The organism is Paenibacillus timonensis (assembly GCF_022427145.1).
Classification (GTDB): Bacteria; Bacillota; Bacilli; order Paenibacillales; family Paenibacillaceae; genus Fontibacillus; species Fontibacillus timonensis.
On the sequence record NZ_JAKSXN010000001.1, the window covers coordinates 56150 to 82645 of the forward strand.

The 26496-nt window shown below is 54.8% G+C and carries 30 protein-coding genes and 1 other annotated feature; of the genes, 11 read left to right on the forward strand and 19 right to left on the reverse strand.

Translation table 11 applies throughout. From position 1 onward, the window contains the following. Nucleotides 1-48 precede the first annotated feature (48 nt). Nucleotides 49-618 carry a TetR/AcrR family transcriptional regulator gene (locus MJ257_RS00280; RefSeq protein ID WP_240267390.1) on the reverse strand — a complete coding sequence of 190 codons (570 nt, stop codon included), beginning with the start codon at nt 616-618 and terminating at the stop codon, nt 49-51. Between the two features lie 182 nt (nt 619-800). On the opposite strand from MJ257_RS00280, the gene MJ257_RS00285 reads away from it, so the two are divergent. Continuing rightward, complete coding sequence (locus tag MJ257_RS00285) at nt 801-1733, forward strand: ketopantoate reductase family protein (protein ID WP_240267391.1); 933 nt, start codon at nt 801-803, stop codon at nt 1731-1733. A 17-nt stretch (nt 1734-1750) separates the two neighbouring features. Here MJ257_RS00285 and sstT read toward each other — a convergent pair whose 3' ends face one another. Then, complete coding sequence (gene sstT / locus MJ257_RS00290; RefSeq protein WP_240267392.1) at nt 1751-2992, reverse strand: serine/threonine transporter SstT; 1242 nt, start codon at nt 2990-2992, stop codon at nt 1751-1753. Between the two features lie 96 nt (nt 2993-3088). Continuing rightward, nucleotides 3089-4234 (reverse strand): NAD(P)/FAD-dependent oxidoreductase, encoded by a 1146-nt coding sequence (locus tag MJ257_RS00295; protein ID WP_240267393.1) that lies wholly within the window; start codon nt 4232-4234, stop codon nt 3089-3091. 99 nt (nt 4235-4333) lie between these two features. On the opposite strand from MJ257_RS00295, the gene MJ257_RS00300 reads away from it, so the two are divergent. Next, nucleotides 4334-4645 carry a YbjQ family protein gene (locus tag MJ257_RS00300; protein WP_240267394.1) on the forward strand — a complete coding sequence of 104 codons (312 nt, stop codon included), beginning with the start codon at nt 4334-4336 and terminating at the stop codon, nt 4643-4645. 84 nt (nt 4646-4729) lie between these two features. Here MJ257_RS00300 and MJ257_RS00305 read toward each other — a convergent pair whose 3' ends face one another. From MJ257_RS00305 to MJ257_RS00315, 3 genes are all read right to left on the reverse strand, one after another. Further along, nucleotides 4730-5188, reverse strand: coding sequence for a GNAT family N-acetyltransferase (locus MJ257_RS00305; RefSeq protein WP_240267395.1), 459 nt, complete (start codon nt 5186-5188; stop codon nt 4730-4732). A gap of 31 nt (nt 5189-5219) precedes the next feature. Further along, entirely contained in the window at nt 5220-6305 is a 1086-nt protein-coding gene (asd, locus tag MJ257_RS00310) for an aspartate-semialdehyde dehydrogenase (RefSeq protein WP_240267396.1), read from the reverse strand. Between the two features lie 81 nt (nt 6306-6386). Continuing rightward, nucleotides 6387-6652: a binding site (T-box leader), on the reverse strand. A gap of 75 nt (nt 6653-6727) precedes the next feature. Further along, complete coding sequence (locus MJ257_RS00315; protein WP_240267397.1) at nt 6728-7606, reverse strand: helix-turn-helix transcriptional regulator; 879 nt, start codon at nt 7604-7606, stop codon at nt 6728-6730. A 128-nt stretch (nt 7607-7734) separates the two neighbouring features. Between MJ257_RS00315 and MJ257_RS00320 the strand changes: the two genes are divergently transcribed. After that, nucleotides 7735-9693 carry an alpha-amylase family protein gene (locus tag MJ257_RS00320; RefSeq protein WP_240267398.1) on the forward strand — a complete coding sequence of 653 codons (1959 nt, stop codon included), beginning with the start codon at nt 7735-7737 and terminating at the stop codon, nt 9691-9693. Nucleotides 9694-9756: 63 nt separating this feature from the next. Here the strand turns inward: MJ257_RS00320 and MJ257_RS00325 are convergent, their stop codons facing one another. The 3 genes from MJ257_RS00325 to MJ257_RS00335 all read right to left on the reverse strand — a co-directional run bounded on the left by MJ257_RS00325 (nt 9757) and on the right by MJ257_RS00335 (nt 12524). Further along, nucleotides 9757-10323 carry a hydrolase gene (locus tag MJ257_RS00325; protein WP_240267399.1) on the reverse strand — a complete coding sequence of 189 codons (567 nt, stop codon included), beginning with the start codon at nt 10321-10323 and terminating at the stop codon, nt 9757-9759. 54 nt (nt 10324-10377) lie between these two features. Continuing rightward, the gene (locus tag MJ257_RS00330) at nt 10378-11586 is read right to left on the reverse strand and encodes a multidrug efflux MFS transporter (RefSeq protein ID WP_240267400.1); all 1209 of its coding nucleotides are present in this window, start codon (nt 11584-11586) and stop codon (nt 10378-10380) included. Between the two features lie 107 nt (nt 11587-11693). After that, nucleotides 11694-12524, reverse strand: coding sequence for a helix-turn-helix transcriptional regulator (locus MJ257_RS00335; protein WP_240267401.1), 831 nt, complete (start codon nt 12522-12524; stop codon nt 11694-11696). A gap of 132 nt (nt 12525-12656) precedes the next feature. Here MJ257_RS00335 and MJ257_RS00340 point away from each other — a divergent pair, with 132 nt between their 5' ends. Further along, nucleotides 12657-13382 (forward strand): DUF6199 family natural product biosynthesis protein, encoded by a 726-nt coding sequence (locus MJ257_RS00340; protein WP_240267402.1) that lies wholly within the window; start codon nt 12657-12659, stop codon nt 13380-13382. Nucleotides 13383-13430: 48 nt separating this feature from the next. Here MJ257_RS00340 and MJ257_RS00345 read toward each other — a convergent pair whose 3' ends face one another. Then, nucleotides 13431-13973: a polymer-forming cytoskeletal protein gene (locus MJ257_RS00345; RefSeq protein ID WP_240267403.1), complete on the reverse strand. Its 543-nt coding sequence runs from the start codon at nt 13971-13973 to the stop codon at nt 13431-13433. A gap of 220 nt (nt 13974-14193) precedes the next feature. Then, the gene (locus MJ257_RS00350) at nt 14194-14961 is read right to left on the reverse strand and encodes an SDR family NAD(P)-dependent oxidoreductase (protein WP_240267404.1); all 768 of its coding nucleotides are present in this window, start codon (nt 14959-14961) and stop codon (nt 14194-14196) included. 468 nt (nt 14962-15429) lie between these two features. Between MJ257_RS00350 and MJ257_RS00355 the strand changes: the two genes are divergently transcribed. Both MJ257_RS00355 and MJ257_RS00360 read left to right on the forward strand, forming a co-directional pair. Then, complete coding sequence (locus tag MJ257_RS00355; RefSeq protein WP_240267405.1) at nt 15430-16311, forward strand: ATP-binding cassette domain-containing protein; 882 nt, start codon at nt 15430-15432, stop codon at nt 16309-16311. Next, entirely contained in the window at nt 16308-17096 is a 789-nt protein-coding gene (locus MJ257_RS00360; protein WP_240267406.1) for an ABC transporter permease, read from the forward strand. Before MJ257_RS00355 ends, MJ257_RS00360 begins: the two co-directional genes overlap by 4 nt. Before the next feature lie 50 nt (nt 17097-17146). On the opposite strand, the gene MJ257_RS00365 is transcribed toward MJ257_RS00360, so the two are convergent. The 3 genes from MJ257_RS00365 to MJ257_RS00375 all read right to left on the reverse strand — a co-directional run bounded on the left by MJ257_RS00365 (nt 17147) and on the right by MJ257_RS00375 (nt 19114). Further along, the gene (locus MJ257_RS00365) at nt 17147-17956 is read right to left on the reverse strand and encodes a TetR/AcrR family transcriptional regulator (protein WP_240267407.1); all 810 of its coding nucleotides are present in this window, start codon (nt 17954-17956) and stop codon (nt 17147-17149) included. Between the two features lie 99 nt (nt 17957-18055). After that, a complete protein-coding gene (locus MJ257_RS00370; RefSeq protein ID WP_240267408.1) occupies nt 18056-18745 on the reverse strand; it encodes a VOC family protein in 690 nt (229 codons plus the stop codon). A 51-nt stretch (nt 18746-18796) separates the two neighbouring features. Beyond that, a complete protein-coding gene (locus MJ257_RS00375; protein WP_240267409.1) occupies nt 18797-19114 on the reverse strand; it encodes a thioredoxin family protein in 318 nt (105 codons plus the stop codon). Between the two features lie 168 nt (nt 19115-19282). On the opposite strand from MJ257_RS00375, the gene MJ257_RS00380 reads away from it, so the two are divergent. Both MJ257_RS00380 and MJ257_RS00385 read left to right on the forward strand, forming a co-directional pair. Continuing rightward, entirely contained in the window at nt 19283-19609 is a 327-nt protein-coding gene (locus tag MJ257_RS00380; RefSeq protein WP_240267503.1) for a YnfA family protein, read from the forward strand. A gap of 16 nt (nt 19610-19625) precedes the next feature. Next, the gene (locus MJ257_RS00385; protein ID WP_240267410.1) at nt 19626-20549 is read left to right on the forward strand and encodes a serine hydrolase domain-containing protein; all 924 of its coding nucleotides are present in this window, start codon (nt 19626-19628) and stop codon (nt 20547-20549) included. Between the two features lie 51 nt (nt 20550-20600). On the opposite strand, the gene MJ257_RS00390 is transcribed toward MJ257_RS00385, so the two are convergent. Both MJ257_RS00390 and MJ257_RS00395 read right to left on the reverse strand, forming a co-directional pair. Beyond that, on the reverse strand, nt 20601-21395 hold the full coding sequence (locus MJ257_RS00390; RefSeq protein WP_240267411.1) for an SDR family oxidoreductase: 795 nt from the start codon (nt 21393-21395) through the stop codon (nt 20601-20603). Further along, entirely contained in the window at nt 21392-21745 is a 354-nt protein-coding gene (locus MJ257_RS00395; RefSeq protein ID WP_240267412.1) for a nuclear transport factor 2 family protein, read from the reverse strand. The genes MJ257_RS00390 and MJ257_RS00395 overlap by 4 nt, the downstream gene beginning before the upstream one ends. 158 nt (nt 21746-21903) lie before the next feature. Between MJ257_RS00395 and MJ257_RS00400 the strand changes: the two genes are divergently transcribed. After that, nucleotides 21904-22785, forward strand: a complete 882-nt coding sequence (locus tag MJ257_RS00400; protein ID WP_240267413.1) for a LysR family transcriptional regulator — start codon at nt 21904-21906, stop codon at nt 22783-22785. A gap of 26 nt (nt 22786-22811) precedes the next feature. Here MJ257_RS00400 and MJ257_RS00405 read toward each other — a convergent pair whose 3' ends face one another. From MJ257_RS00405 to ybaK, 3 genes are all read right to left on the reverse strand, one after another. Beyond that, on the reverse strand, nt 22812-23504 hold the full coding sequence (locus tag MJ257_RS00405; protein WP_240267414.1) for a DUF7002 family protein: 693 nt from the start codon (nt 23502-23504) through the stop codon (nt 22812-22814). A 131-nt stretch (nt 23505-23635) separates the two neighbouring features. Then, the gene (locus tag MJ257_RS00410; protein ID WP_240267504.1) at nt 23636-24283 is read right to left on the reverse strand and encodes a YfbR-like 5'-deoxynucleotidase; all 648 of its coding nucleotides are present in this window, start codon (nt 24281-24283) and stop codon (nt 23636-23638) included. Nucleotides 24284-24674: 391 nt separating this feature from the next. After that, nucleotides 24675-25178 carry a Cys-tRNA(Pro) deacylase gene (gene ybaK / locus MJ257_RS00415; protein WP_240267415.1) on the reverse strand — a complete coding sequence of 168 codons (504 nt, stop codon included), beginning with the start codon at nt 25176-25178 and terminating at the stop codon, nt 24675-24677. Nucleotides 25179-25424: 246 nt separating this feature from the next. Here ybaK and MJ257_RS00420 point away from each other — a divergent pair, with 246 nt between their 5' ends. Together MJ257_RS00420 and MJ257_RS00425 are read left to right on the forward strand one after the other, a co-directional pair. Continuing rightward, the gene (locus MJ257_RS00420; protein ID WP_240267416.1) at nt 25425-25865 is read left to right on the forward strand and encodes an Lrp/AsnC family transcriptional regulator; all 441 of its coding nucleotides are present in this window, start codon (nt 25425-25427) and stop codon (nt 25863-25865) included. Beyond that, nucleotides 25862-26494 carry a LysE family translocator gene (locus MJ257_RS00425; RefSeq protein ID WP_240267417.1) on the forward strand — a complete coding sequence of 211 codons (633 nt, stop codon included), beginning with the start codon at nt 25862-25864 and terminating at the stop codon, nt 26492-26494. Before MJ257_RS00420 ends, MJ257_RS00425 begins: the two co-directional genes overlap by 4 nt. Nucleotides 26495-26496: the final 2 nt, after the last annotated feature.

Sequence of the window (26496 nt, forward strand, 5' to 3'; positions counted from 1 at the left end):
TCGCACAATCCATAACACAACAAACCTTGTAGTGGAAAGCAGGAGTGATCATTGACCATTCTCTCCCGGCGGCAGCTGAATATGACGAAGAAGCAATGTGAAGAGCTGGTCCACCATCTCAGACGGCGAAAACGGCATGCCCTCCTCGACCCACCATTCCATAAGGCTTACGGCAGCGGAAGCTAGAAACTGCACCTCCACCTCTCTGCTTACGTTAGATGGGATTCCACAGGTATTCAGAAAATCCGAGATGCCTTGCCGCATAAAAACCATCATCCGTTCCCGGAATACCGGACTCCCCTTCCCGGTCATTAAGATGGCATAAATCGCCGCATTAGCCCCAAGGAACTCAAAGGATTGAAGCAGTAGCTCCCTAGACGTAACCGGCGTCATTTCTCCTCCCGGCAGACAACTCTCAACCAATTGCTGTAAATACGTCTCGATGCATTGCTCCTGCAGGTCGAATTTATCCGTAAAATGCAGATAGACGGTCCCCCGATTGACATTCGCACGTTCGGCGATATCGTTAATGGTCACTTTATCAAAACTCTTCTCGCCGAGTAGTGCGACGAATGCTTCCATAATCGCCTGCCGCGATTTCATAATTCTGCGATCCATAGGATTCTCTTACCTCCTTATTCCCCCAAATGAACAAAACCTCGCCCATCTGTTGATTTATCAACAAATTCGAAGCAAATTAACGATTGATGCCCAACCAACGACAATGCTAAGGTAATTCTATTAAATCATCGTTGATTATTCAACAAATGTTGTTTAACGAGAGGAGATGAGAGAGTGGCATGAAGGTATTAGTTTATGGAGCAGGGGTATTAGGCGCCTACCTGGCTCATGTCTTGATTTCCGGAGGGAACGACGTTTCAGTATTGGCCCGGGGGGGTCGAGCAGACGAATTTGAGCGTGATGGAATCGTGCTGCGCCATTATTTTCAACGAAAAACAACGGTGGATCCGGTTCGCGTCATTCGGACGCTGGAAAAGGACGATATCTATGACCTGATCTTTGTCGTGATGAAATATACGGATTTCCGAGCGGTGCTTCCGATCATAGCCAGAAACCTAAGCCGTAATCTCGTGTTGGTCGGAAATAATGCAGAAGCTAGGGAAATGCAAACGGAGCTGCTGGAACAAAGCGAGACGGGGAAAAACATCGCTTTCGGCTTCCAAGTATCCGGCGGCCGCCGGGAACCCGGCCGAACCGTGGTTATTCGCGACCGGGGACAGATGGTACTTGGCGGATTGGACGGACCGATTTCTTTTCTAGCTGAGCTTAGGCAAGCCTTCGCCAAAACCAGATACAAACTTACCACCCACGAGGATATGGACGCTTGGCTAAAAAATCATATCGTCCCGATTCTGATGCTAAATTATCTTCCGCAAATCCACGACGGTCAAATGAAGGCAGTTGCTCGCGATGGTAAACTCCTGCGTAATGCCGTGGGGGCCATGGACGAAGGCTTCCGCGTGTTGGAGACGCTTGGTTATCCTCTGACCCCTGTCGTTCAAGCCTCGGCTATTCGCAAACACAAGCGGCTCGTCCAAGGATTCTTGAAAATCTATCACCTGCTTCCGGTCAGCCGGATGATCGACGGCAACTTTGCCGAAGTCGAGGCATTGGCCCGCAAATTTCAAGAATGGTCAAAGCAAACCAAGATGAAAACACCCCATTGGGATGAACTGGAGAGACAACTGCGCATGAAAAAGGCTGGCGAATAATCGCCAGCCCCAAGAATTCAGTCCAAGCTTGCCGTGTTTATAAGCGGCAGCGTCCCTTCCTTGCGTTTCTTGGCGTAGTCCGCCGTGGCCGTGAACAACACGTCGGAGGAAGAGTTCAGCGCCGTTTCGCACGAATCCTGAACGACCCCGATAATAAAACCCACCCCGACGACCTGCATGGCGATATCGTTGGAGATCCCGAACAAGCTGCACGCGAGCGGAATGAGCAAGAGCGAGCCGCCGGCCACGCCGGATGCGCCTGCCGCGGAGATCGCCGACAGTACGCTGAGCATCACCGCCGTACCGAAGTCCACCTGGATCCCAAGTGTATGGACAGCAGCCAGCGTAAGGACCGAAATCGTTACGGCGGCCCCTGCCATATTGATCGTCGCACCCAGCGGGATCGAGACTGAATAGGTGTCCTTGTTCAGCCCCAATTTTTCGCACAAACGCATATTTACCGGAATATTCGCCGCCGAGCTTCGCGTGAAGAACGCCGTAATTCCGCTATCTCTCAAACAGGTCAAAACCAGTGGATACGGATTGCGGCGAATTTTGACGTAGACGATCAATGGGTTCACGATCAGCGCGATAAACAACATGCACCCGACCAGCACGAGCAGCAGCTTGCCGTAATCCAGCAAGGAGGCCAGGCCGCTCACCGTAATGGATTCGAACACGAGCCCCAGGATCCCGAACGGAGCCAGTTGAATGACCCATTTGACGACTTGTGATACGGCGTCGGACGCCTGCGTGAGCAGGTTTTTCGTCTGATCGTTTGCTCCCTTCAAAGCTAACCCGAGCAGAATCGCCCAAGCCAGGATGCCGATATAATTGGCATTCATCAATGCACGAACCGGATTGTCCACTACGTTAAGCAGTAATCCCTTTAGAACTTCGACGATGCCTCCGGGCGGGGTCAAACCTTCGGTCCCCCCTGCCAGGGATAAGCTGACCGGAAACAGAAAACTTGCTGCCACGGCGCTTGCCCCAGCCAGAAACGTACTGATCCCGTACAAGATCAATATCGATTTCATGTTGGTTTGACGCCCTTTTTGGTGGCTGGCGATCGCAGCCATAACCAGCAGCAATACCAGAACCGGCGCGACGGCCTTCAAAGCGGATACGAACAGCGTTCCGAGCAACGCAATCCCGCTAGCCTCCGGGACAATCAACGCCACCAGGATGCCGACCCCTAATCCCGCTAAGATTCGTTTGACAAGACTGATTTGATTCCATTTGAGTAGAATTGCCTTCATGTTTCTCCCCCGTTAGCTCATGATGTCGCATCAATGCATAGCGATATTATACCACGCATCATGGACACTTGTCCTCCCGGTGGAAACATTTGTGCGTTACTGTTCACAGATATCCGCGGAATCGGGGGCAAGGGCCTTTTCAAGGCGGTAGTTCTCCAAACGGATCTCCGTCTCCCGTCCTAACATCATTTGGGCCAGCTGCGCGCCGATATACGGCCCCATCGTTAATCCCGAAGCCCCTAAGCCGTTCGCCGCAAAAATCCCCTCCCATCCGGGCAGCGCCCCGAATACCGGAAGAAAATCAGGCGTGAATGGACGAAAACCCACTCTCACTTCCAAGAAGCTGCCGTCCGCCAATCCCGGCGCTACGACCAACGCCTTGTTGATCACCTCATGCAAACCGCCCGCCGTCACGCGGGTATCATAGCCGGGTGGATCGTTTTCGTGCGTGGCGCCGATCACGATACGGCCATCGTCAAACGCCAGGATGTACTGATCGCCCGGCGGCATGACGACAGGCCAGCGTTCCGTCGAAATCCCCGGCAGCGCTAAATGAACGATCTGCGCTTTCTGGTAGGAGACCTGGAACTCCGCCCCCAGCGGAGCAAGTACCTGCCGGGCCCATGCCCCGGCGCAAACAGCAACGGCATCGGCGCCAATCTCTTCCGCGCCGACGCGCACCCCGGTCACGGCTGAGCCGTCGTGAAGGAGCGAAGCCTCGCCTCGCACCAAGACCGCGCCGTGCCGGACCGCCGCCCTCAAGAGCGACTCGCGGAGCGCGTGCCCGTCGACGCGGGCGGCACCGCCCACATAAAGAGCGTAGAACCCCTCATCAAGCGGAGGAAAACGCCGCTTGACTTCGCCCGGTTCGAGCAACTGAATTTCGCCCATCTCCGGGGCCTCTTTTTTTCGCTCGACGGCGAGCTTCTCCAAAGCAGCGAGTTTCTCGCGCTCCCGGTGGAGGCGAAGCGCCCCAACTCGAGCATAGCCGGTATCGCGCTCCCCCTCGATCTCCAGCTCTTTGATCAGAGGTCCATAGTAACGGGCCCCAGCTCGGGCCAGGGCATACCAGTCCTGATTGCGCCGCTGCGAAATCCACGGGCAGATGATTCCCGCCGCGGCGTCGGTAGCTTGTCCCGGAACCCCGCGGTCGACGACCGTCACCTCCGCTCCAAGCTTGGCTAACTGATAAGCCGTTGAAGCGCCCAGAATCCCGGAGCCGATTACGATATACTTTTTCACGCTTCAACCTCCCTTTCTCCCATTATAGTTTAAGTTGAAACCATTAGGGCAAACCTGCGTAACATCCTGTATCGGTTCAAAAATAAGGAGGACTCACGTATGATTATGACCACAACCCAATCCATCGAAGGCTCGCCGGTAAGACAATACATCGGGATCGTCACCGGAGAAGTCATCATGGGGGCCAACGTCGTCCGCGATTTTCTGGCCTCGATTACCGATATCGTCGGCGGACGTTCGGGCGCTTATGAGAACAAGCTCCAGGAAGCCAGGGATACCGCGTTCGCGGAAATGAACGAGAAAGCTTCACGTCTCGGAGCCAACGCCATTATCGGCGTCGATATCGATTATGAGGTGATTCGCGAAGGGATGCTGATGGTTTCCGTCAGCGGAACCGCCGTCGTCGTATAATCGAATCCTCACCTCACGCGCAGGATGAAAAACCAAAAACCCGCGAATGCGGGTTTTTGGTTTTTCCGGGATAGAAGCTCCCGTTTATATCGCTTTTGTCATAAACACACTGTTAGGATCCTCTGCATAATCCGCAAAGGGTTCGCAATACGTGAATCCGAAGCTTTCGTAAAGCCTGCGGGCCGGGACGAAAGCCTCCATGGACCCTGTCTCGAGGCTGACCCGCCGATAACCGCGCCGTGCCGCCTCCTCGAGGAGATACGCGAGCACTTGTCTGGCTACGCCTTTTCCCCGATGCGGGATCGAGGTTCGCATCGATTTGACCTCGCCATGCTCGCCATCCAGCTCCTTAAGCGCACCGCATCCCACGAGTTCGCCGTCGATCCAAGCGCTCCAGAACGTAACGTCAGACTTCTTTAATCCGTCCACATTTAATGCGTGGATGCTTTCGGGCGGAGAGGTTTCAGCCATATTCGCCAAATGCTCGCCGATAAATGCCCTAATTTCGGGTCCGCTCAAATCATCTAGTTTGATGGTTAACAACCGGCTCACTCCCTCCCCCGGCATAGATTGGTTATTTTGCCTGAATATATCCTTCCGCTTTCAACAGTTCGGCAATCAGTACCGCGCCGCCTGCAGCTCCGCGCAGCGTATTGTGCGAAAGCCCAACGAACTTATAGTCGTACAGCGAATCCTCGCGCAAACGTCCGACGGATACCCCCATTCCTTGCTCGATATCCCGGTCGAGTTTCGTCTGCGGACGGTTTTCTTCTTCGAAATATGTGATGAATTGCTTCGGCGCGCTTGGCAGTCCCAGTTCCTGCGGCCGGCCTTGGAATTGCCGCCAGCGCTGAAGGATTTCTTCCTTCGACGGTTTGTTCTTGAACGATACGAACACGGTAGCCAAGTGACCGTCCGTTACAGGGACGCGAATACACTGGGTCGTGATCAAAGGCGCGCTGGCCTTAACGATTTGCCCGCCTTCCACGCGGCCCCAAATGCGAAGCGGCTCCTGCTCGCTCTTCTCTTCCTCGCCGCCGATATAAGGAATGACGTTATCCAGCATTTCCGGCCAATCGGTGAAATTCTTCCCCGCTCCGGAAATCGCCTGATACGTCGATGCGACAACGGTCGTCGGTTCATAATCGAGCAGCGCGTTCAAGGCCGGCACGTAGCTCTGGATCGAGCAGTTCGGCTTCACGGCAATGAACCCGGTGTTCGTCCCCAGACGTTTGCGCTGTGCAGCAATCACTTCGATATGCTGCGGGTTGACTTCCGGAATCACCATCGGCACGTCCGGCGTCCAGCGATGGGCCGAGTTGTTGGAGATGACCGGGGTGCCGGTTTTCGCATAGGCTTCCTCCAACGCTTGGATTTCCGCCTTTTTCATATCGACCGCGCAGAAGACGAAGTCCACGTCCGCCGTAACTTCCTCGACCTTGGCAGCATCCTGAACGACGATGGATTTCACCGCTTCGGGAATCGGCGTAGCCATTTTCCAACGTCCCTGCACGGCCTCTTCGTAGGTTTTGCCCGCGGAATTCGCGCTAGCCGCGATGCCTGTGACCTCAAACCATGGATGTTGATCCAGCAGCAGTACGAAGCGCTGACCCACCATTCCCGTTCCACCAACGATGCCAACTTTCAATCTTTCACCCATTTGTTTCATCCAGCCCTTTCCATGTAAGTATTGGAATCTGCATCAAAATAAAAAATCCCACCTCCAAGACGAGTCTTCCGTCTTGGGGGCGAGATTGGTATGCCCGCGGTACCACCCCAGATTCGTTAATATGTCGCCATATTAACCTCTTCGAGTACAGCCTGGCCCAGCCAAGCGTATACCCTAGCTCTGTAACAGGAGCTCCTGTCGCACCATCCCGCCGGTCAAGCGTTCCGATGCGCTGCTCGGAGTCTTTATTCGATAAAGAAACGCTTTGCTCCTTTGCAGCTTACCGGAGCTCTCTGGGAAAGGTTTCACTTACCTACTCTTCTCGTCATCGCATTTCATGTTGCGATAATATTACCAGATTCGCGCCGGGACGTAAACCGGTTTTAAGAAATTTTCAGGGCCCAAATGTTCCCTTAGTCCATCCGGACGACGCGGTATCTTCTCCGGTACGCCCCCGGAGTGTACGAGGTCTCCCTCTTGAACAGCCGGGCGAAATAATTAGGATCCGGGAACCCGCATTGCTCCCCGATCCGTTTCAGCGGTTCATCGGTGTGCGCAAGCATCCGCTTGGCACGTTCGATTTGCTGATGATGGCGGTATTGCAGCGGACTCATCCCCGTATGCTGCTTCAAGCAACGCGCTAAATAATCAAAATGGTAATGCAGGTCGCGTTCTATCTCACCCGCGTCGAACGGTCGGTCCAGGCGTTCTTCCAAATAGATGGCGACACGCTCGCTAAGATCATAGGATCTTGACTGCGAACCGCCCTGCCGCATCCCCTGTTGAAGCTGCAGAAGCAATTCTCCGAACCGAAGTTGCAGCTCGAAGGACCGATAAAGCGTAAGCGACCGATGCAGCGCAATCATTTCGTCCAGCAGAGGGCGAATCGATCGGAGATCCACGTCGGCGAATTTCGGAACGTCCATCGTCGCCGGGAGCGGCTCCGTATCCTGGTCGGTTCTCGCAAGCGGCGATTGCTGCCACCCCTGCTTCTCCACCAGCCTGGGCGGAGTAGCGGACGAATGGCGGAAATGCATCCAATACACCTCGGTCTCTTCCTCGGTGGGACGGTATCCGCGGTGTCTTTTTCCCGGTTCCAGCACGAGGAGCTTTCCGGCATCTATCTCATAGGCGATCCCTTCCTCTTCCATAAATAAAGCGCCTTGCGTGCAAAGAATCAAATCATACGCCCCGAAGACCCGTTCGGCATGCGTGACTCCCGGCTTCCATAACGCGTATCCGACCGTGGCCAACAGCGGGAACGGCGGCGCCTCGAACTCCAGCACGAGCATGTTATCGCCCCCTAGCTTATGTAGAAATTGTACTATATTTAGTCGCATTTAGCAGCTGTATCAAGCAGTCAAACTTCCTAGAATGGTAGGTATCGTACGATAATTTATTCAATACGGGAGGAATACCCATGAGATTCCGTCAAGTCCATCTCGATTTTCATACTTCCGAAGCCATCGAAGGGATCGGCAGCCGATTCTCGAAGCGGCAGTTCCAGGAGATGCTGCAGCTAGGCCATGTTGATTCGATTACGGTGTTCGCCAAATGCCATCATGGCTGGGCTTACCACCCTACCACTGCCAACGAAATGCATCCGCAGCTTTCTTTCGACTTGCTTGGCGCGCAGATCGAAGCCGCTCACGAAATCGGCGTCAAAACGCCGGTCTATCTCTCCGCCGGACTCGACGAGAAGCTGGCGCGCCGGCATCCGGAATGGCTGATCCGCGATTCGCACGAGAAGCTGAGCTGGTCGCCCGACTTTTTGACGCCGGGATACCATCAATTTTGCATGAACACCCCTTACCTGGACATTTTGGCCGCTCAAGTTCGTGAGGTCGTAGCCCATTATGAGGCAGACGGAATCTTCCTCGACATCGTTGGAGTTCGCGAATGCTATTGCCAATCCTGCGTCGCCGAAATCCGCAAACGCGGCTCGGATCCCCGCAACCTAGAGGACATGAGGGCTTTATGGGAAGAGACTTATCTAAGGTACGCCAAAACCATGGACGATGCCGTTCATGCCATTAAGCCTGGACTGCCGGTCTTTCATAACGGCGGGCATGTCAAGCGCGGCCGGCGCGATTTAGCGAAGCTGAATACGCATTTGGAGCTGGAATCCCTGCCGACGGGCGGCTGGGGGTATGATCATTTTCCGCTCTCCGCGCGATATGCACAGGGGCTTGGGATGGATTTCCTGGGGATGACGGGAAAATTCCACACCTCGTGGGGCGAGTTTGGCGGCTACAAACATCCGAATGCGCTGAAATACGAAACGGCGCTTAGTTTGGCGAACGGGGCGCGCATCTCCATCGGGGACCAGCTGCACCCCGCCGGGATGATGGACCCGGCAACCTATGCGTTGATTGGCGAAGCTTATCGGGAAGTCGAAGCGAAAGAAGCATGGTGCCGGGACGTGACCTCCGTCGCAGACGTAGCCCTGTTGTCCGCCGAGGCATCGGGGGATCCGGGTCCCGCGGCGCAACAGGCCGACGCGGGGGCCGTACGGATCTTGCTGGAGGGCCATTACCTGTTTGATGTCGTCGATGCGGAAAGCGACTTAAGCTCTTATCAAGTCGTCATCCTGCCGGACGTTATCTCCATCGACGAGCCGCTGAAGGCGAAACTTGCGGCGCATACCGCCAAGGGCGGCAAAATTCTGGCTACCGGCCGCTCCGGCCTGTCGCCGGACGGTTCACGGTTCGAGCTGGATTTTGGCGCGAAACCGCTCAAGGTCTCGGCATTCAAGCCGTCTTATTTTCGACCGGACTTCGAGCTTCCTTCCTTAAGAAACGCATCCTTCGTCATATACGCCGACGGTCAGGACATCGAACTGGATACGAACGGGATTAAGCTAGGCCGCCGGGAAAATTCCTACTTTAACCGCGACCTGTTCACTTTTTGCTCGCATCAGCACACGCCAACCGATATGCGGGACGCCGGTCCCGGCATGGTTGAAGGTCCCGCCGGCATCTACGCAGCCTGGAATCTGTTCGAAGACTACGCCCTGAAGGGCAGCCTGCCCGTCAAGGAGATCCTGCATTACGCCCTGGACCGCCTGCTGGAAAGCAAAACGGTAAGTGCCAACCTTCCCGCACAAGGCGTGACGACGCTTCAGGCACAACCCTCCGGGAACCGTTGGGTTCATCACTTGCTGTACGCTTCCCCGGTCCGCCGGGGCCAAAATGTCGAGGTCATCGAGGATCTGCCCGTTCTTAGCGGCATTGAAGCCACGGTAGCCGTGCCCGAACCGGTCCGGGAAGTTTACCTGGCGCCTCAGGGGACGCCGCTCTCCTTCCGCCAGGAGAACGGCTGCGTCCGTTACGCCCTTCCGCCGTGGTCCTGCCATCAGATGGTCGTGCTGCAGTTTTAGGGCACCATGAACCCAAAAAGCCTTGAACCCAGGGTTCAAGGCTTTTCCACATAAACCCGCCGCTTATCGCAGCGCCGCCAGAACCTCTTCCGTCGATCGGATTTTGCCGATGCGTGGGAAGATGTATCGGCACACGTACTCGTGCTCCTCCTTCGTCGAAGCCGCCATGGCGTCCTCGACGAAGATCTGCTGGTAACCGTGCTGGAACGCTTCGCGTGCGGTCGTGTCAACCCCGATGGAGGTTGAGATGCCGCAAAGCACGATCGTATCGATGCCGCGCCGCCGCAGCTGCAGATCGAGATCCGTGCCGTAGAAAGCCCCCCACTGGCGTTTGGTTACGACATGCGCCCCTTTGACCTCCGCCAATTCCGGCACGATGTCATCCCAGCCTGCAGGATACGCACCGGGGGTCAAATGCATGTCCGTATCAGGCTTCAGCAGGTCCTTTCCATCAAGGGAGGATACGCGAACGAGTACCACAAACCCGCCTTCTTCGGCAAAAGCTCGTGCCAGCCGACTTGCGTTCCCGACCACGACGGAGCTCTCGTGCGGAGCCCCTTGACGCGACGGATGGGCAATTCCTTGCTGCAAATCGATAACAACTAGCGCTGTTTTTTCCGCAAGGATCATCGTGTTCCTGTTGGATTGAGTCGTTTCCACCATCTCTTCATTTCTCCCCTATCTTTAGAGGGTTGCCGAATGGCTCGGCTCCCTCAGCTTTTTATACACCTTGGCATAAACCCATGCCGCATTGATCAGCAGCAAAGCGCTGGTCATCAGGAAGACGTACGGGATGCCGAGCCAAGCCGCGACTTGGCCGCCCAACACCGAACCGGCAAATACCCCCAGGTACCCGGCGGCCATGCTAAATCCGTATACTCTGCCCGTTAGGGGCCCCGGGGTGATTTTCTTGATCAGCGTATTAACCGAGGGATTCAATCCTCCCGCCGCCAATCCCAGCAAAAATCTCAGCCCCATCAACTCCCAGGGACTACGTGCGAACGCCTGCGGGATAAACAAGATACCCGCGGCCAACAGCGCGGTCAGCATCACTTTATGGGCGCCAATCCGGTCGGACAACTTCCCGAGTCTCGGCGCCGCCAAGATATTGGCCAACCCCGATGCCGAGAATATGATTCCGGCCAACAACGCTACATGGCTACTGGTCTGAGAAATCTCCTTCACGTACACGGTTAGGATCGGCTCAACCGAATACATGGCGACGCTCAGCATGAAAAAAGTGGCAAACAACGTCACCGTCAAGCTCTTCTCGGGAACCGCCTCCCATACTTCTTTCATGCCCGCCACTTTCTCTTCCGTTCGCACGAACGTTTCCTTCACGAATAGCCAAGTCGTTACGAAAGCGATCAGCATCAGTGCCCCGGTCAGGAAAAAGGTGTTTTGAATCCCGGCATTTTCAGCAATGAACCCTCCGATCGTCGGTCCTAGCAGCGATCCCGCGATATTGGACGTGGATAACAAGCCCAGCGCCCAGCCCGCATGCGCTTTGTCCGTTTGCGTGGCAATCAGCGTCGTACAAGCCGTGCCGTAGCCGGTGATGACGCCTTGCAGCAAACGAAGAGCGATCAGCACGTACACGTTGGCGGCGAACCCCATACTCCCAATGATGATCGCCATCCCCAGGCTGGCGCGGAGCAGCATCGGTTTACGGCCGTATTTATCGGCCGCAAGTCCCCAAATCGGCGAGAAAATCGCTGAGACGATAAACGTAATGCCAAAGGCGAGTCCGGAATAACGGGCCACGGCGTCGGCCTGATCCACCCCCAGCTGTTTGATGTAAAGCGGCAATATCGGAGCGATCTGGCTCATGCCTACCCCCGTCACGAACATGCCAAACCAGCAGACGATTAAATTTCTTCTCCAAATCGGCATATCTCCAAGCCTTCCTTCTGTAAGCAAACCTCCTGCTATCTGCGCGCAAATGAACATTCTTGCAGGATGATTTTAACGCGAACAAAGGCTTCAAACCATGCATTATCTTAAACTCCATGGACGATTTTGCTATAAAATTCGGAAGGGCTGATCCCTTCCGTGCGCTTGAAGGTCCGGCTGAAATAAAATTCGTCGGCGAAACCGAGCTGCAGCGCAACCTCCTTGATTTTCTTGTCACTGTCCAAGAGGAGCTCTTTGGCCTTATCCATTTTAAGTTTGTTGAAGTACTCGATGACCGTATATCCGGTCGTCTGCTTGAACACCCGCGTCAGATAATACGTGGATAGGTGCACCAAATCGGACAACTCCGCCAAAGTGAGCCGCTCACCGAGGTGCTCGCGCATATGCTGGATGACCTTCTCGACTTTGAGCGCAACCGCGTGATTCTGATGTTGCCTCTTCACATGCAAGAAGATTTCATATAAAAGCTGCTGCAGTCCGGCTCTTGCCAGCAGCTCATAACCCGGCAGTTTGGCGGACCAAGCGGCCGCCAGCCTTCGGAAGGCGTCCTCGACCATGTATCCGTTTTGCAGAGCACGCATCGGCGGCAGCGGCAGACGCTCGGGGGCCTTTCCGATCGACCAAGCGCCTTCATCATATCCGATGCCCGTATAGCTAAAGTGGACCGAATAGAAACAAATCGGCTCCGCTTCATCCAATTCAATCGTATGAGGTAACCCCGCCCGCAGGTAAAAAAGCAAACCCTCACGAACGAGATGCTTCTTGCTGTCCAGCGTAAAGCTGCCCTTGCCTCCGGTTACGAGCAGCAGCTCGTGATGCTGAAGCGTACGGCTAATTTTGTTCTTAAGCTTCTTGCCGTCGTTGGGCTGCTTGCTGTTGCAGTAATGAATATGAAAATAGAGATTGTTTAAGTTCATGGCCGCTCCCCTTCTCACCGGATCTTCCGCTGCGGAACGCAGCTACTGCGATTAGACCATACGGACGGACCTACCCGCAACTTCCCCCTTTCGGGAACGTAAAAATAATATCTGAATTTAGGAGGATAAACGGTGGGTTTTATACCTTGGGTAAACCGGTGGATAAGGTCTACGCACGCCCGGCTTCTGATCGCACTCCTTGTCATCGTCGGGATCAGCGTTTGGTCCGCGCCTTATTTTTCGGAATCTGTCTTTTACATGCATGGGGACAAATTCAGGCTGGTCCAGCAAGATCACCGGCAGGCTACTTATCGCTCCTTTGACGGCCAGCAGGTTATGGTGCTTAACGGCGACGATGCAGACCACAAACAGGTGAGGATCGAACAGCAAAACTATGCGGTCAACGTGCTTGAAGTCGAACCGGTTCCCCGTTATGAAGTGATCTATCCGTCAGGTGAGCGGTACAGAGTGGATACCTACGGAGAAATGTTAGTGGGTATGGACGATCAAGGCGAAATGATCCCGGAAATTTCCTGGATCATCAACGGCGTTCCTCAGCCCATTGATGAGAAAGTCGGCTTGTATAGTCCGAGCATGATCGTCCGTGCGGCTTTTCCCGAGTATCACACCAGGCAGGGGAGTTTACTCCTATACTACGGATCCTTTGTCCTCATGCTCTTCGGCTGGTGCCTATTCCGCTATGTTAAACTGCAAAACGTCTTGTTTCACCTCTCTTTGCACGGCATATGGGTACGTGAGGCAGAACCGAGCGATTTCTATTATTTCTCCTGTAAACTAAGCGGCATCGCCATCATCGGTTTAGGAATCTATGTATTTGTAAAGTCGTTCTTCATCTAAAAAAACAAGGCCAACCGCAATCGGTTGGCCTTAGTCATTGTTTTCGTCTTATTTTACTTCCGTTGCGCCCGTTACTTTGCCGTCGATTTTTGCGCTAGCTTGCACGTCTGCGTTTGCGAAGTACAGGTTACCGTCGATCGTAGCCGTTTTGTCCAGGTTGAACCCGTTGGCTTCGACATAGACGTCGCCTTTCACGGTGCCGCCTTGAATTCTCAGGTTTTCGCTTTGTACCGTCAGTTTAGGGACAGTCAATGTAAACGAAGCGGTGATGTTGTGGTCTTCGTCCTGGGTGTACAGAGCGATTTTACGATAAATGTCTTTAGCCGCATCGTTCTTATCGTGGAATTCCCCGGCAACCACAACGTCCTTGTCAACCGTCAAGTCGTTCAGGATCGCGATGATCCAAGTGCCCTTCTCGCTGACTGCGTTCGCGAACGCGTCCGCTTGGTTAACGATCGATGCCGTCGTCGTAACGTCCGTTTGTTCTGCGGGTTTATTAGCGTTTGCCGCCGAATTGTCGTTGTTCGAACCGCATCCTGCCAGCAGCGCCGCTGCAATCCCTGCTACTACCAAACCTTTGACCATTTTCATGTTGTTTCCCTCCTGTTTTTATCTTCAGTTTGAATTATAAAAAAAAGTGGAATCATATAATGTGATTAATTTCACTTTTGTTGTGCTTTTTTTCACATTGTATGTCACAGCTTGTTCATCTTTAACACTCCCTCCTCCATTCTCGTGTAAACAAGCCGATCGGTTCTCCCGATCGGCCGTGATCTATATAAACCCCCAACACGGGAGGAGTTGTGTCAGATTAACGCTGAGCATGTAGCGGCGTGCCCATCGGAGAAGAACCCGAGCCTCCATCTACGCTGATCTCCGCCCCGTTGACGAAGGACGAATCGTTAGAAGCGAGGAACAACACGGTCTGTGCCAGCTCTTCCGGTTCACCCATGCGGTTCAGCGGGATGCTCCGCTTCAGGTATGCTTCCTTTTGGCTAAAATCCGAGGCTGCGGTGTCCCCCCAGATCGGCGTTTTCGTGGCGCCGGGAACGACGGTGTTCACGCGAATGCCGCGCGGTGCAAGCTCCGATACCAAAACCCTGGCCATGCTCGTGACGGCGCCTTTGCTGGCGGCATATGCGGCGTACCCTGGACTCCCGGCCTTTGCCAGCACGGAACCGTTCAGGATGACCGATCCTCCTTCCCTCAAATGGGGGGAAGCCGCTTGGAACACTCCGGCGATATTGATGTCGAGGATGTTCTTAAACAGCGACGGATCCGTGCCGCCGAGTGGCGTACTTCCGCTGATGCCGGCATTGGCGAACACGATATCTATTCCGCCGAATGCTTCTACCGCTGCGGCGACGGCTTTCTCCGCACTCGCCGGATCCGCTGCATCTGACGCCACACCGATACTGCGGGCTGTGCCCAGCGCATCGACCGCTTTCTTCAAGTTTTCCGGATTCCGTCCCGTGATGACGACTTTCGCCCCCTCGGCTACGAACAATTGGGCCGTAGAAAATCCGATTCCGCTGCTACCTCCCGTAATCAACGCTACTTTACCTTCTAATTTCCCCATGGTAATCGCTCCTTTAGTTTTTTGATTTGAGAATGATCGTTCTCATTTGTTTAAAAAAAGGCTAATCGATCCGTAACGAAAGCTCTGGAATCAGCCTCCATCGGAGCTCGCTCCACTGCCGTGTTCACCATCGGACATCCGGAGAATGGTTATCGCCGAACGTGTCGTACAAGCTGCGCTTATGAACGCCCATTTGCACGACCAAATCCTGTGGCCATTGGGCGGTTCCTCCTTTCAGACCTGAGTTTATCATATCGGGAACGTTCGGTAAAGAATTATTTTAGAATCATCGTTCTCAAATAGGGTCATGTCGGTCTATTACCTCCCGGCAACGCAACCTTCCGTCCGGAGCTGCGCGGATATCAGCCCGACTTGTTTTCACGAATTTTTCGGATTGACTTATTATATGTTTACACCATATACTGTTTACATTATATACAGTTAACTTTATGGAAAGGAGCTAGTGAAATGAATCATGCCATCGAAGTAAAAGGATTGTACAAAAGCTTCGGCAGCCAAACGATACTGAACGGGGTCGATCTTGTTGTGCCTTCAGGCACGGTTTATGCCCTGCTTGGGCCCAATGGCGCCGGCAAAACGACGCTTATCCGCATCCTTTCTACGCTAACCGTGCCTGATGCGGGAACGGTACGGGTGGCTGGGTACGATGTTGTCGCCCAGAAATCCGAGGTCAAACGCTCAATCAGTTTAACCGGACAATTTACCGCCGTCGACGAGGTGCTGACCGGGGAGGAAAATTTGGTGATGATGGGCCGCCTCTCCGGCCTATCCTCCAAGGCGGCCCGTTTGCGCGCCGCGGAGCTGCTGGAACAGTTCGACTTGACCGATGCGGCTCGCAAGCGGGTAAAAACGTATTCCGGCGGCATGCGCCGGAGACTCGATCTTGCGGTCAGCCTGATCGTCAAGCGCCCAGTGCTGTTCTTGGACGAACCGACAACCGGCCTTGACACGTTGAGCCGCCGCGTGCTGTGGGACGGCATCATGGAATTAGCGCAGCAGGGCCATACGATTTTTCTGACAACGCAATATTTAGAGGAAGCCGACCAATTGGCCGATACGGTTGCGGTCCTCAAGGACGGACGCATTGTAGCGACCGGCACTGCTGAACAGCTGAAGGCTCAAGTCCGCAGCGATCGGGTCGAGCTCCGGGACGCCGAAGACCGGCTGGTTTCCCGGGTACCGACGGACGGAACGATCCATGATTTGCTTGGCATATTAAACGGCCTGCACTCGCAGGTGCCGGCGAACGCGCGAGTCAGCATCCAGCGTCCGACAATGGATGACGTCTTTATAGCCCTGACTTCCGGGGAGAAGGAGGTTTCGGCATGATGCAAGCGCAAAGCCCAGCAAAGCCGCCCTCGTCTTGGATCACGAATTGGGTCTTTATCGGCCGCGGCATTCGCCACAGTCTGAGAGATGTGGATGCCATGGTCATGGCCATCGTGCTTCCGGTCATGCTCATGCTGCTGTTCACCTACGTATTCGGCGGTGCCCTTGACCCCTCCGGCAATTACGTCAAATACGTGGTTCCAGGAATTATCCTGCTCTGCGCCGGATTTGGCGCCTCGGGGACAGCCGTGAAAGTCGCCGAGGATGTATCAAACGGCGTGATCGAGCGATTCCGCACCCTGCCGATCCAAAGCCTTGGCGTAATTACCGGCCATGTTGCGGCCAGCCTGGCCCGGAACCTTGTCGCCACGGCGATCGTCATTGGCGTTGCCTTGCTTGTCGGCTTCCGCCCTGCCGCCGGATTCGGCGAGTGGCTCGGGGCTGCAGGCATCATCGTCTTGTTTATCCTCGCCATTACCTGGTTATTCGCCGCGATCGGCCTGGTTGCCGGGAGCGCTTCCGCCGCGAGCGGTTACGGGTTCATCCTGCTGTTCCTGCCCTACCTGTCCAGCGCCTTCGTCCCCACGGAGTCGATGCCGCAGTGGCTCCAGGGCTTCGCAACCCATCAGCCGATCACGCCGGCGATCGAGACGATTCGCGGTTTGCTGACCGGCACCCCCATCGGCGACGACGCCTGGTGGGCCGTAGGCTGGTGCCTGCTCCTCATCGGCGGAGCCTTCGTTTGGTGCCGCATGGTCTTTCATCGCCGGTCGGGACAACGTTAAAACATAAAAAAACAGGGAAATCGAATCGCTTCGGTTTCCCTGTTTTTTGTTCATCGGCTTTCACTTCGCTTAGCTTTCGTGGCGCTTGTCAAATAAAGCTCCACCCCGTCCAGGATCCGCTCCAGACCAAATTCGATGTCGTTCCCCACATCGCTGTCGGCCTCATCTTCGCCGGTGTATTCTCCCGACATCACAAGCGGATGCAAATACGGAAAACGCTCCGGCGTGACGAGCTCCTTCAGCGCCGTACTGTAGCTGTATCCGCTAAACTCGCCTAGGCTAGTCCCCGAATTTAAAGCCCGGTCCATGTCCCGTTGCAGGATTCCGCACGCCCGCGCGTAGCTGCTTAAGAGCAGGATGATCGACATCTTCGCGTAACCGCTGATGGGGAAGTTTTGTAATCCCCGCAGGGCCCAATCGACGAAACGCAAGCTGTTGGGGGTAATCGGCGCGCCGTAGATCGGGAGATCGGCAAACCAGGGATGCTCCTTATATACTTTCACCGTACTCCAAACGAAGGTGCGCATCATCCCCCGCCAGTCCTCCGGATCCTGTTCCTCGGGAAGGGGGATGTCACAAATCGCCTCCTGCATCAGCAGCAACAGATCGTCCTTGCTCGGAATATATCGATATAGCGACATCGCCGTATACCCCAACGCTCCGGCGACCCGGTTCATGGATACCGCAGCCAACCCGTCCTTATCCGCAAGTTCAACCGCGGTACGGACAATTTCCGGGATGCTCATCTCCCTTTTGGGGCCCCGTTTGGGTTCCGGGATCAATCCCCAGGTCAATGCCACGCCGTGAGGAAGACCTTTGGCATAATTCCGATCATCCGCCTTGTTCCCATTTTCGTTCATGTCTCTTGTCTCCTCGATTTGCCTAAGGTCATGGTATAAACTGCTTATTATATAAGCAATATACCATAAATCCAGGGACAACTTCCATGAACGCGTGCTTTACGAATCCGCCGTTACCCGGCCGAGAGGAGCTCCCGAAAACTCGTCCTGCGCGCGAAACTTCAAACGTCCGATACCGGCTGCGGTCAGTTCGACCGGGTAGAAACGCGCAGGGATCCGGTTGGAGAAATACCATTCCCGTTTGTCCCGGACGACGATCAGCAGCCCATATTCGTCCCCGACCGGGGTCAGCCCCGGATCGTCCTCCCTCCAATTCGGCATCCCTGCCCCGTTCAGACGGCGAACAAACGGGATCACCTCGGAAGCAACGATGCCGATTTCGCTAACGCCCATGATGTCGTCGATGGAAAAATCATGGCTGATCCCGCTGGGCAAATTGTGCCGGGCGATCCATTCCACGATATTGCCGGACGGGTCTTTAAAATAAACCGCATGCGCGTTCCAAGAGGCGAAGAACACCTCGTCCTCCCCTTGTTCCAGGACGAGCGGAACCCTGGCCGCCAGCCACTGCTTGGCTTCCGTAAATTTATTTTCCGGTACGTTTAGAGCAAAATGATAATAAGGAGATTCGTTCTCCCGAGCCAATCGAAACGTGATCAACGTCGCGCCGGCTTGAATCGTGAAGTGCTCCAACCCTTGCTCGATCAAGGCAAACCCCAGGGTTTCGGTATAAAAGGCTTCCGTCTCCTGCAGTTGCCCCGACCATAACGTCATTTCGGTAAACTTCATGTTCTTCTCTCCCATCTCGGGCGACGGACGATGGACATCCCTTCTGCCGAATTAAGCCAAGCTCTCCAGGTACTCGCGGATTTGTCCCGGCGTTTTGGCGAATTTGCTGTGCAGGTGGGCGATCTTCTCCCCGTTCTTATAGACGAGCAGGCTCGGGATCCCCCGCACCTCGTTGGCTTCAGCCAGAGGTTGGAACTCCTCCGCATCCATCGCATAGAACTCTTTATCCGTATGCTCCGCAATGATATCTCCGATGAACCGGTCGAGGTTTTTGCAGTCCGGGCACCAGGTCGTATCAAATTTAATGACCGTATACCGGTCTCTTTGAATCAATTGATCGAATTGCGTTTCCGATTGGACTCTTTCCATCCGGATCCACTCCTTTAATTGTAGATTTGATAGTTTAAATTTGAAAGTTTGCCTTAGCTCGATTATAACGTATCTGCGCGAAGACGCCATAGTCTTCATCAAGGTTTCATCTTCGCGGATCCATGGTACAATCTTTGGTAAAAATAACGCGAAAGGATGGGGCTGACCATGCTCCTCGCGATTCTCTTGTTTCTTGTCGCCGGGTTCGCCGAAATCGGCGGCGGCTATTTGGTCTGGTTGTGGCTTCGCGAATCCAGACCGCTGTGGTACGGCATCGCAGGCGGGTTGATCTTGATTGTCTACGGCATCATACCGACGCTGCAAAAATTCCCTTCCTTCGGCCGCGTTTATGCTGCTTACGGCGGGGTGTTCATCGTGATGGCCGTGTTATGGGGCTGGTGGGTGGACAAGAAGACCCCCGACCTCTACGATTGGCTTGGCGCCGCCATCTGCCTGGTCGGCGTCTCAATCATGCTTTGGGCTCCACGACACTAGAAAGGACAACGTTGCCATGAATCTCTCTTCCATCACCGCGGCCATTGCGCCGCTTCATTTACGAAGCTGTTTGATCCATCGGGAAGACCGGCTGGTCCTCGAGCATTACCGGAACGACCAAATGGCCGATGAGATCGCCAAAACCAACTCCTGTACCAAAAGCTTCTTGTCCGCGCTGATCTGCATCGCCTTCGACCACGGTTTGCTGCCGCCGCCCGATACGCCGATTCGCGCCTTTTTCCCGCAATTGGACGAGGACCCCGACGAGCGGAAGCGGGAGATTACCTTGCGGCATCTCCTCACCATGTCGGGCGGTTGGAATTGGACGGAATTCGGCGGGCACAATTCGTTTCCGCGGATGACCCGCTCGCGCGATTGGGTGCGGTTCGCGCTGGAGCAGCCGATGGCCGATCGTCCCGGAGACCGGATGGAGTACAACTCCGGCGGCTCGCAGCTGCTGTCGGCGATCCTGGTCCAAGCAACCGGCATGCCGGTTGCCCGTTTTGCCGAGGAGCATCTGTTCGGCCCGCTCGGCATCGACACCTACCGTTGGGAGCAAGACCCGCAAGGGATTCACACCGGCGGGTTTGGCCTGTGGCTTCGACCGGTTGACATGATGAAGTTTGGTCTGCTCTATTTGCGGCAAGGCGTTTGGAACGGACAACCGCTGATCCGCAGGGAACGCCTGGCGGAATCCGTCCGGCCTGCGATCGACGTCGAAGCGCCAAGGCGCGGTTGCTATGCCTGGCATTGGTGGACGGACGTTTATCGGGAGAACGGGACGGCATCCTTTGATTTTTTCTACGCTCGCGGCTATGGGGGGCAGTTCATTTACGTCATTCCAAGCCTGGAGACCGTCGTCGTCCTAACCGATGATAAGCGCAAACGAGACCGCCCCCCGGCCGAGGTGTTCCGATTGGGCATCGCGCCTTACCTCTAAGCAAAGAGCCTTCCCTTTTCGGGAAGGCTCTTTTGATGAAAACACTACTCGTCATAAGGTAGGGATCGTACCCCCGTCAATCACATACTCGCTGCCGGTAATGGACGCGGCCCGATCGGACACGAGGAAGGCGACGAGTTCGGCGACTTCCTCGGGACGTCCGGGATGCCCCAGCGGGATGCCGCCAAGCGATTGCATCAACTGCTCCAGAGCACTCTCCCGGCTGCCGGTCTGCGTCGCAATCCGGTCGATCATAGCCTCCGCCGCTTCCGTTTGAATAAACCCGGGGGCGACCGTATTCACCCGGATGCCTTGTGGCGCGAATTCCTTGGACAACCCTTTGCTGTAATTGGTTAACGCCGCTTTCGCCGCGGCATATGCCAATGTCGTCTCGTAAAGCGGCAGCTTTCGTTGGATCGAAGTAATGTGCACGATCGCCCCTTTTCCCTTCTCCAACATCGCCGGCAGCAGCCCTCGGTCCAAACGGACCGCGCCCAGCAGGTTCCAATTCAGAGCGTACAACCACTCTTCGTCGCCAAGCGCCAAGGCTCCGCCGGGTGGCGTATTGGATCCGCCTAGGCAGTGAACCAGGATATCCACGCCACCCAACCGCTCCAAGGCGGCACGGATCACCTTCTCCGCCCCTTCGGGTGTCGTCAGGTCGGCGGCCACGAACAGCTGCGGATCGCCCGGCGAGTCCGGCATCGACCTCGCCGTCGTCATCACGACGGCCCCGGCGGCGGTCAGCCGTGCCGCAATCGCTTGTCCCATCCCTTTGGTGCCCCCGGTCACCAGCGCTTTTTTGCCGGCAAACTCCGTATTCATCTTGTTTAAATCGAACTTCATGCCGATACCTCCATGATCTCCAGTTTGCTGATCCGTCCCTGATCCAAGGTAAAACAAAACCAAAAGCGATAGGGTCCGCCCGGATAGTCCCCGGTAATATCAACCTGAACCGCCCATTCACCTTCCCTTGGTTCCATGCCGATGGGTTCCGCATGAACCTGGGCGCCGATATAGTTCTGGCCGCTCCAGGCACGGATCATGTCCCGGCCTTCGTACCTTCCCCCATCGTCGAGAACCTCGCCGTTATCGGCGAAGCAGGCAAGCAGGTCCTCCGTCCGGTGCGCATTGCTTGCTCGAAAAAAATCACGAATCGTTTGCGGCAATCCTGCCTCGATGTCATTCTGGGCCATTTCTGCTCCACTCCTTTGCTTAGCATCCGGCCCGACGATCACCTCGCCGGGTGGAACCGGGCCTCGACTTTTATATTACGATTGACGCTTTATAACGTCTAATTTATAGTATTCATGAAATTAATAAATGAAATTTATATATAATCGAGGTGCCCATCGTGGAACTGACGCAATTGGAGTATTTTCTGACGGTCGCCCGCTTGCAGCACATGACCCAAGCCTCTAAGGCGCTGAATTTGACCCAGCCGGCCTTAAGCCATGCCATAGCCAAACTCGAACACGAACTTGGCGTTCCGCTCTTCGAACGAAGCGGTCGTAACCTGGAGCTTAACCGGTATGGACGGATGTTCGCGATATGGGTGGAACGGGCGATGCAGGATCTGGGAAACGGGATGCGGGAATTGCAGGAATGGACGAACCCGGATACGGGCGTCATTGCGATGTCTTACCTGAATATCCTGGGCGTTGATCTTGTGCCTTCTTTGATCCGCGATTACCGGCGGACCCATCCGCAGGTCCGGTTCGAATTGACGCAAGGAAATCTCGGAGATATCGACGAGCATCTGGACAAAGGCCTCTCCGACCTGATGATCACTTCCCGCGAATCGTTTATGGAGCTCCATGAATGGATCGTGATCCAAACGCTTCCGCTGTATATCGTTGTTTCGGCACAACACCGTTTGGCCCAGCGCCCTTCGTTAAGCTTGACGGAATTATCCGGGGAACCGTTCGTTGGACTGAAAAACAACTGTGGACTCAAAGCAACCATCCTATCCCGATTCCAAAGCACCGGGTTTACGCTGGCATCGACGTATGACGCAGAGGATTTGATCACGGTGGCGGGATTCATTAAAGCCGGCCTAGGCGTGTCCGTCCTGCCGAAAACGATGGGTTTGGAACTCGACGGACTTGTCTGGATCCCGATTCAAGAGGATGGCTGGCAGTGGGAACTGGGTTTGAAATGGCGAAAAGACCGCTATGTGTCGCCGGCGGCCAAACGGTTCATCGACTATGTGCGAGGAATCAGCCCGATTGCGTAAAAATGCCGGCCCGAAGTCCGATGGACTCATACGGGCCGGTCCGGAAAGTCACTCAACGGCCTCGCCAGTCCCGACCAGACGTGCGGCACCGCTTCCACGGGAGAGGCGAACACCGCCTTTAAATAACGTGTTACGTGTTGGACCCGTCGTTCGATCAGCACCTCCCGGATCTCCGAAGCCCGAGCCGGAGTACTGCCGGTTGCCGGATTGGGGAACGCGCCCAACGGGAGGAACATGTCCGGGCTTTTCTTATAGGAGCTGCGTCCCGGATACCGAGGCGTGCTGCCCGAATCGTATTTGGACAGTTTCACGGACAAGGCATGTTCGGCAAGCAGCGAAGCCGCATCGAACTCCAATACGGCAAATCCCTCGCCGGGTTCCCGGCGAGCATACGTGGCCATCATCTTCCGGCAATCCCTAACCGTCGGCCAAAAGAAAACGTGGCGGTCCAAATAAGCCCGAAACTCCTCCATTGTCGTCCCTTCGCCGATCATGGATTCGGCAATGCGCAGATTGGCGTTGATCGTCAGCTCATATTCGCCGGCTTGCACCTTGACTGGCTGTAACCTTCGTTTGCCGATCCATGCCGGGTTCATTTGCGAACTGGACCACAGGTTATCGCTGGAAGCGATCGATGGCAAGTTCCCGGTTCTGGTAAAATGATACAGCGACTTACGGCCTTTGCTTTTGGTGACGGCGGCTATAACTTCTTCGTACATCATTCGCTCCTCCTGGCAGGGGTTCTATGATCACTATTCCTTAAAAATGGCAAAGCTATGATCCCCGTTTACCAAGAAAAGACCTCATTCCGCAGTAAAGGGAAATGAGGTCCTATTCGTTTTCGATTCGGCTATTGGCGAATCCCGCTTTCATGCTCCAACGCTTCCTGCGTAATCCGCTTGATGTCGATCGGCGACGTTGTCCCCTCGTTCACCATGTCCGTCAATATTTCCCGGAGGAAATAATCGACGCAATGGAGATCGATGTTTTTGATTTTTACCAGGGCGTCGCGGTACATTTTGACGAATTCCTTCTCCGTGTTGCCCCGCTGAAGCTCGGCAAATGCCTCATAAACCTGGTCCAGCTTGTCGGCAACCTCCAGGATCAACCCCTCGACGGTCTCGTCCTTCCCTTCGCGCAATTGGTTGCGAAAGATCGTTTTGAACTCCTCGGGAATATGCTCGTCGATGAAATTGTGAACCATGCCCTCTTCAACCTGTTGGATCAAATTCCGCAGCTCGATCGAGGCATGTTTTACCGGCGTTTTGATGTCCCCGATAAAAATTTCGCCGTAATCGTGGCTGCTCGTAATCTCGTATAATTTCTTCCAGTCGATGGCAACGCCGTTTTGTTCTTCGATATCGGCCAAGGTTTTGGCGTATTGCACGACCTTCCAGGAGTGCGCCGCCACGCTATGTTCTTCGAATTTGAACCTTCCGGGACAGCGATAGATGCGTTCTAACTCGTTTAAGGAACGAAAGTAAGCGTGAATGCCCATCGGATCAGCCATCTTTCTGTGTGGTTTTTCCCCCAGTATAGATGGCAATTGTCATGGGAACGTCAAATCCGGCGTTTCTTTCCCATGTCTGACTCGTTCAAATACGTCGTCACCCGCCCTGAAATATTTACGTCTTTGTCTAACGCTTACGGGAGAGCTTATTTCCTGGTTTCTCCTGAGATCAGGGGCGGTTTAGCCCCCTTAAGCGCTCTGATCAGCGTTAGAAATGAAACTCCCCTCGTTTCGCCCCAATAAGCATCCTGGCAAGCGTTAGCGCAAACACGCTCGGGACAGTTTGATCATTTGGCTCCGCCTCGTTCGTCAAGCGCCGATTTTCGGAGAATGGATCCATCGCGATCCTCTCCAAACAAGGAAGAGGATCAGGAGTACGTCAGTTGAACTCTTCCCCCTCATCCCCGCCTTCGCGGATGAGCGGCGCGAATTTCCCTCTGACCTGTTCCGCCAGCCGCTGCGGCACGATCTCCATCTGCATGCCGATTTTGCCGGCGGAGACGAGGATGGTGTCCAAGCTTTCCGCACGGCTGTCGATAAACGTCGGAAACAGCTTCTTCATGCCGACCGGCGAGCAGCCGCCGCGGACGTATCCGGTTTGCTGCTGCAAATCCTTGAGCGGAAGCATCTCCAGCTTTTTGACTCCGGCGGCTTTGGCCGCCTTCTTCAGGTCCAGCTCCTCGGCGACCGGGATGATGAACACGAAGTTCGCCGCCCCCTGATGCGCTACCAGCGTTTTGTAAACCTTCTCCTCCGGTTTGCCGATTTTCTCCGCCACCGCGGTTCCGTGAATTTGCCCGTCCTCCGCGTCGTACGCGTGAATTTGATACGCCGTTTTGGACTTGTCCAGCATCCGCATGGCATTCGTTTTTAGCTCCGCCATTGCTGCCACTCCTTTTCTATCCCTTTATTTCCTTTAGGGTTATCCTAGCACTTCAACCAAACGGAGGACAGGCCCGGTTTGCTTAAAATCGTTTTGCCGGAACTTCAAACGGGGACATTTCCAGTAATATAATTAGTCTGTTTCGCGATTTTACCTTAATTCATTTCGCATTTTACGCATAAGGTTTACATTATTTTAATCATTTTCTATGATAGGTTTAAATCCATTGAGAGAGAAGGTGTTCCCTTGGACGTTACCGATCAGCGGATTTTGAACGCTCTTAAACAAAACAGCCGCATAACCGCATCCGACATCGGCAAACAGGTCGGCCTCTCCGTTCCCGCCGTTTCCGAACGCATCCGCAAGCTGGAGGAAGCCGGCGTCATCGAAGCCTATACGGTTAAAATCAACCGGGCGAAAACGGGGCATAAGCTGCTGGCTTTTATTTTCGTCGGCATCGAGCACACCAAACACGTCGAACCGTTTCGCGAAGCGATCGTGGCATGCGAACCGGTCCTCGAGTGCCACCATATCGCCGGCGAATACGATTATTTGCTGAAGGTGCTGGTTGAAGATACATCGACGCTGGAGCACTTTTTGTCGGGGACCTTAAAGAAGATTCCCGGCGTCGTGAAGAGCAACACAATGATCACCCTGTCCACCTTAAAAGAAAACATCAACCTATGAGACGAAGCGCAAGCATGCTCCTGCGCGGCTTTAGATTCGGAATGCTGCTGCAGTTGGCCGTCGGACCGGTCTGCCTGTTCCTATTTCAAGCCGGTTCCCTCCATGGTTTTTGGGTAGCGGAAGCCGGCGTCCTGGGAGTAACCCTGGTCGACACGTCATATATGACGGCGGCGATATTGGGGCTCTCCTCCCTGCTGGATCGCAAACGGATCCGGCCCATGCTCCACGGGTTCGGTGCGATTATTCTGGGGCTGTTCGGCGTAAGCGCGATTCTGGGCGCTTTTCAGATTGCGATTCTGCCAAGCTTAACCCTGCCGGCTTGGGGTGGCGATGAGGACACCTGGGCGTACGCCATGCTGCTGACCGCCTCCAATCCGCTAACGATCCTGTTCTGGGCAGGCGTGTTTACCTCCAAAATCACCGAGGCGGGCATCCGCCGCATCGATGTGTCCCGTTTTGCGCTGGGGGCGTTGCTGGCAACCTTCGCTTTTCTCACCATGATCGCGTTGCTCGGCAGCTTGGCGAACGCGTATCTTCCGCAGCAGCTGTCGCAGGTTTTGAATGTTCTCGTCGGCTTCATCCTGCTGGCCTTTGCGCTTCGCTTGGCCATAACAAGCCGTAAATCTTAACA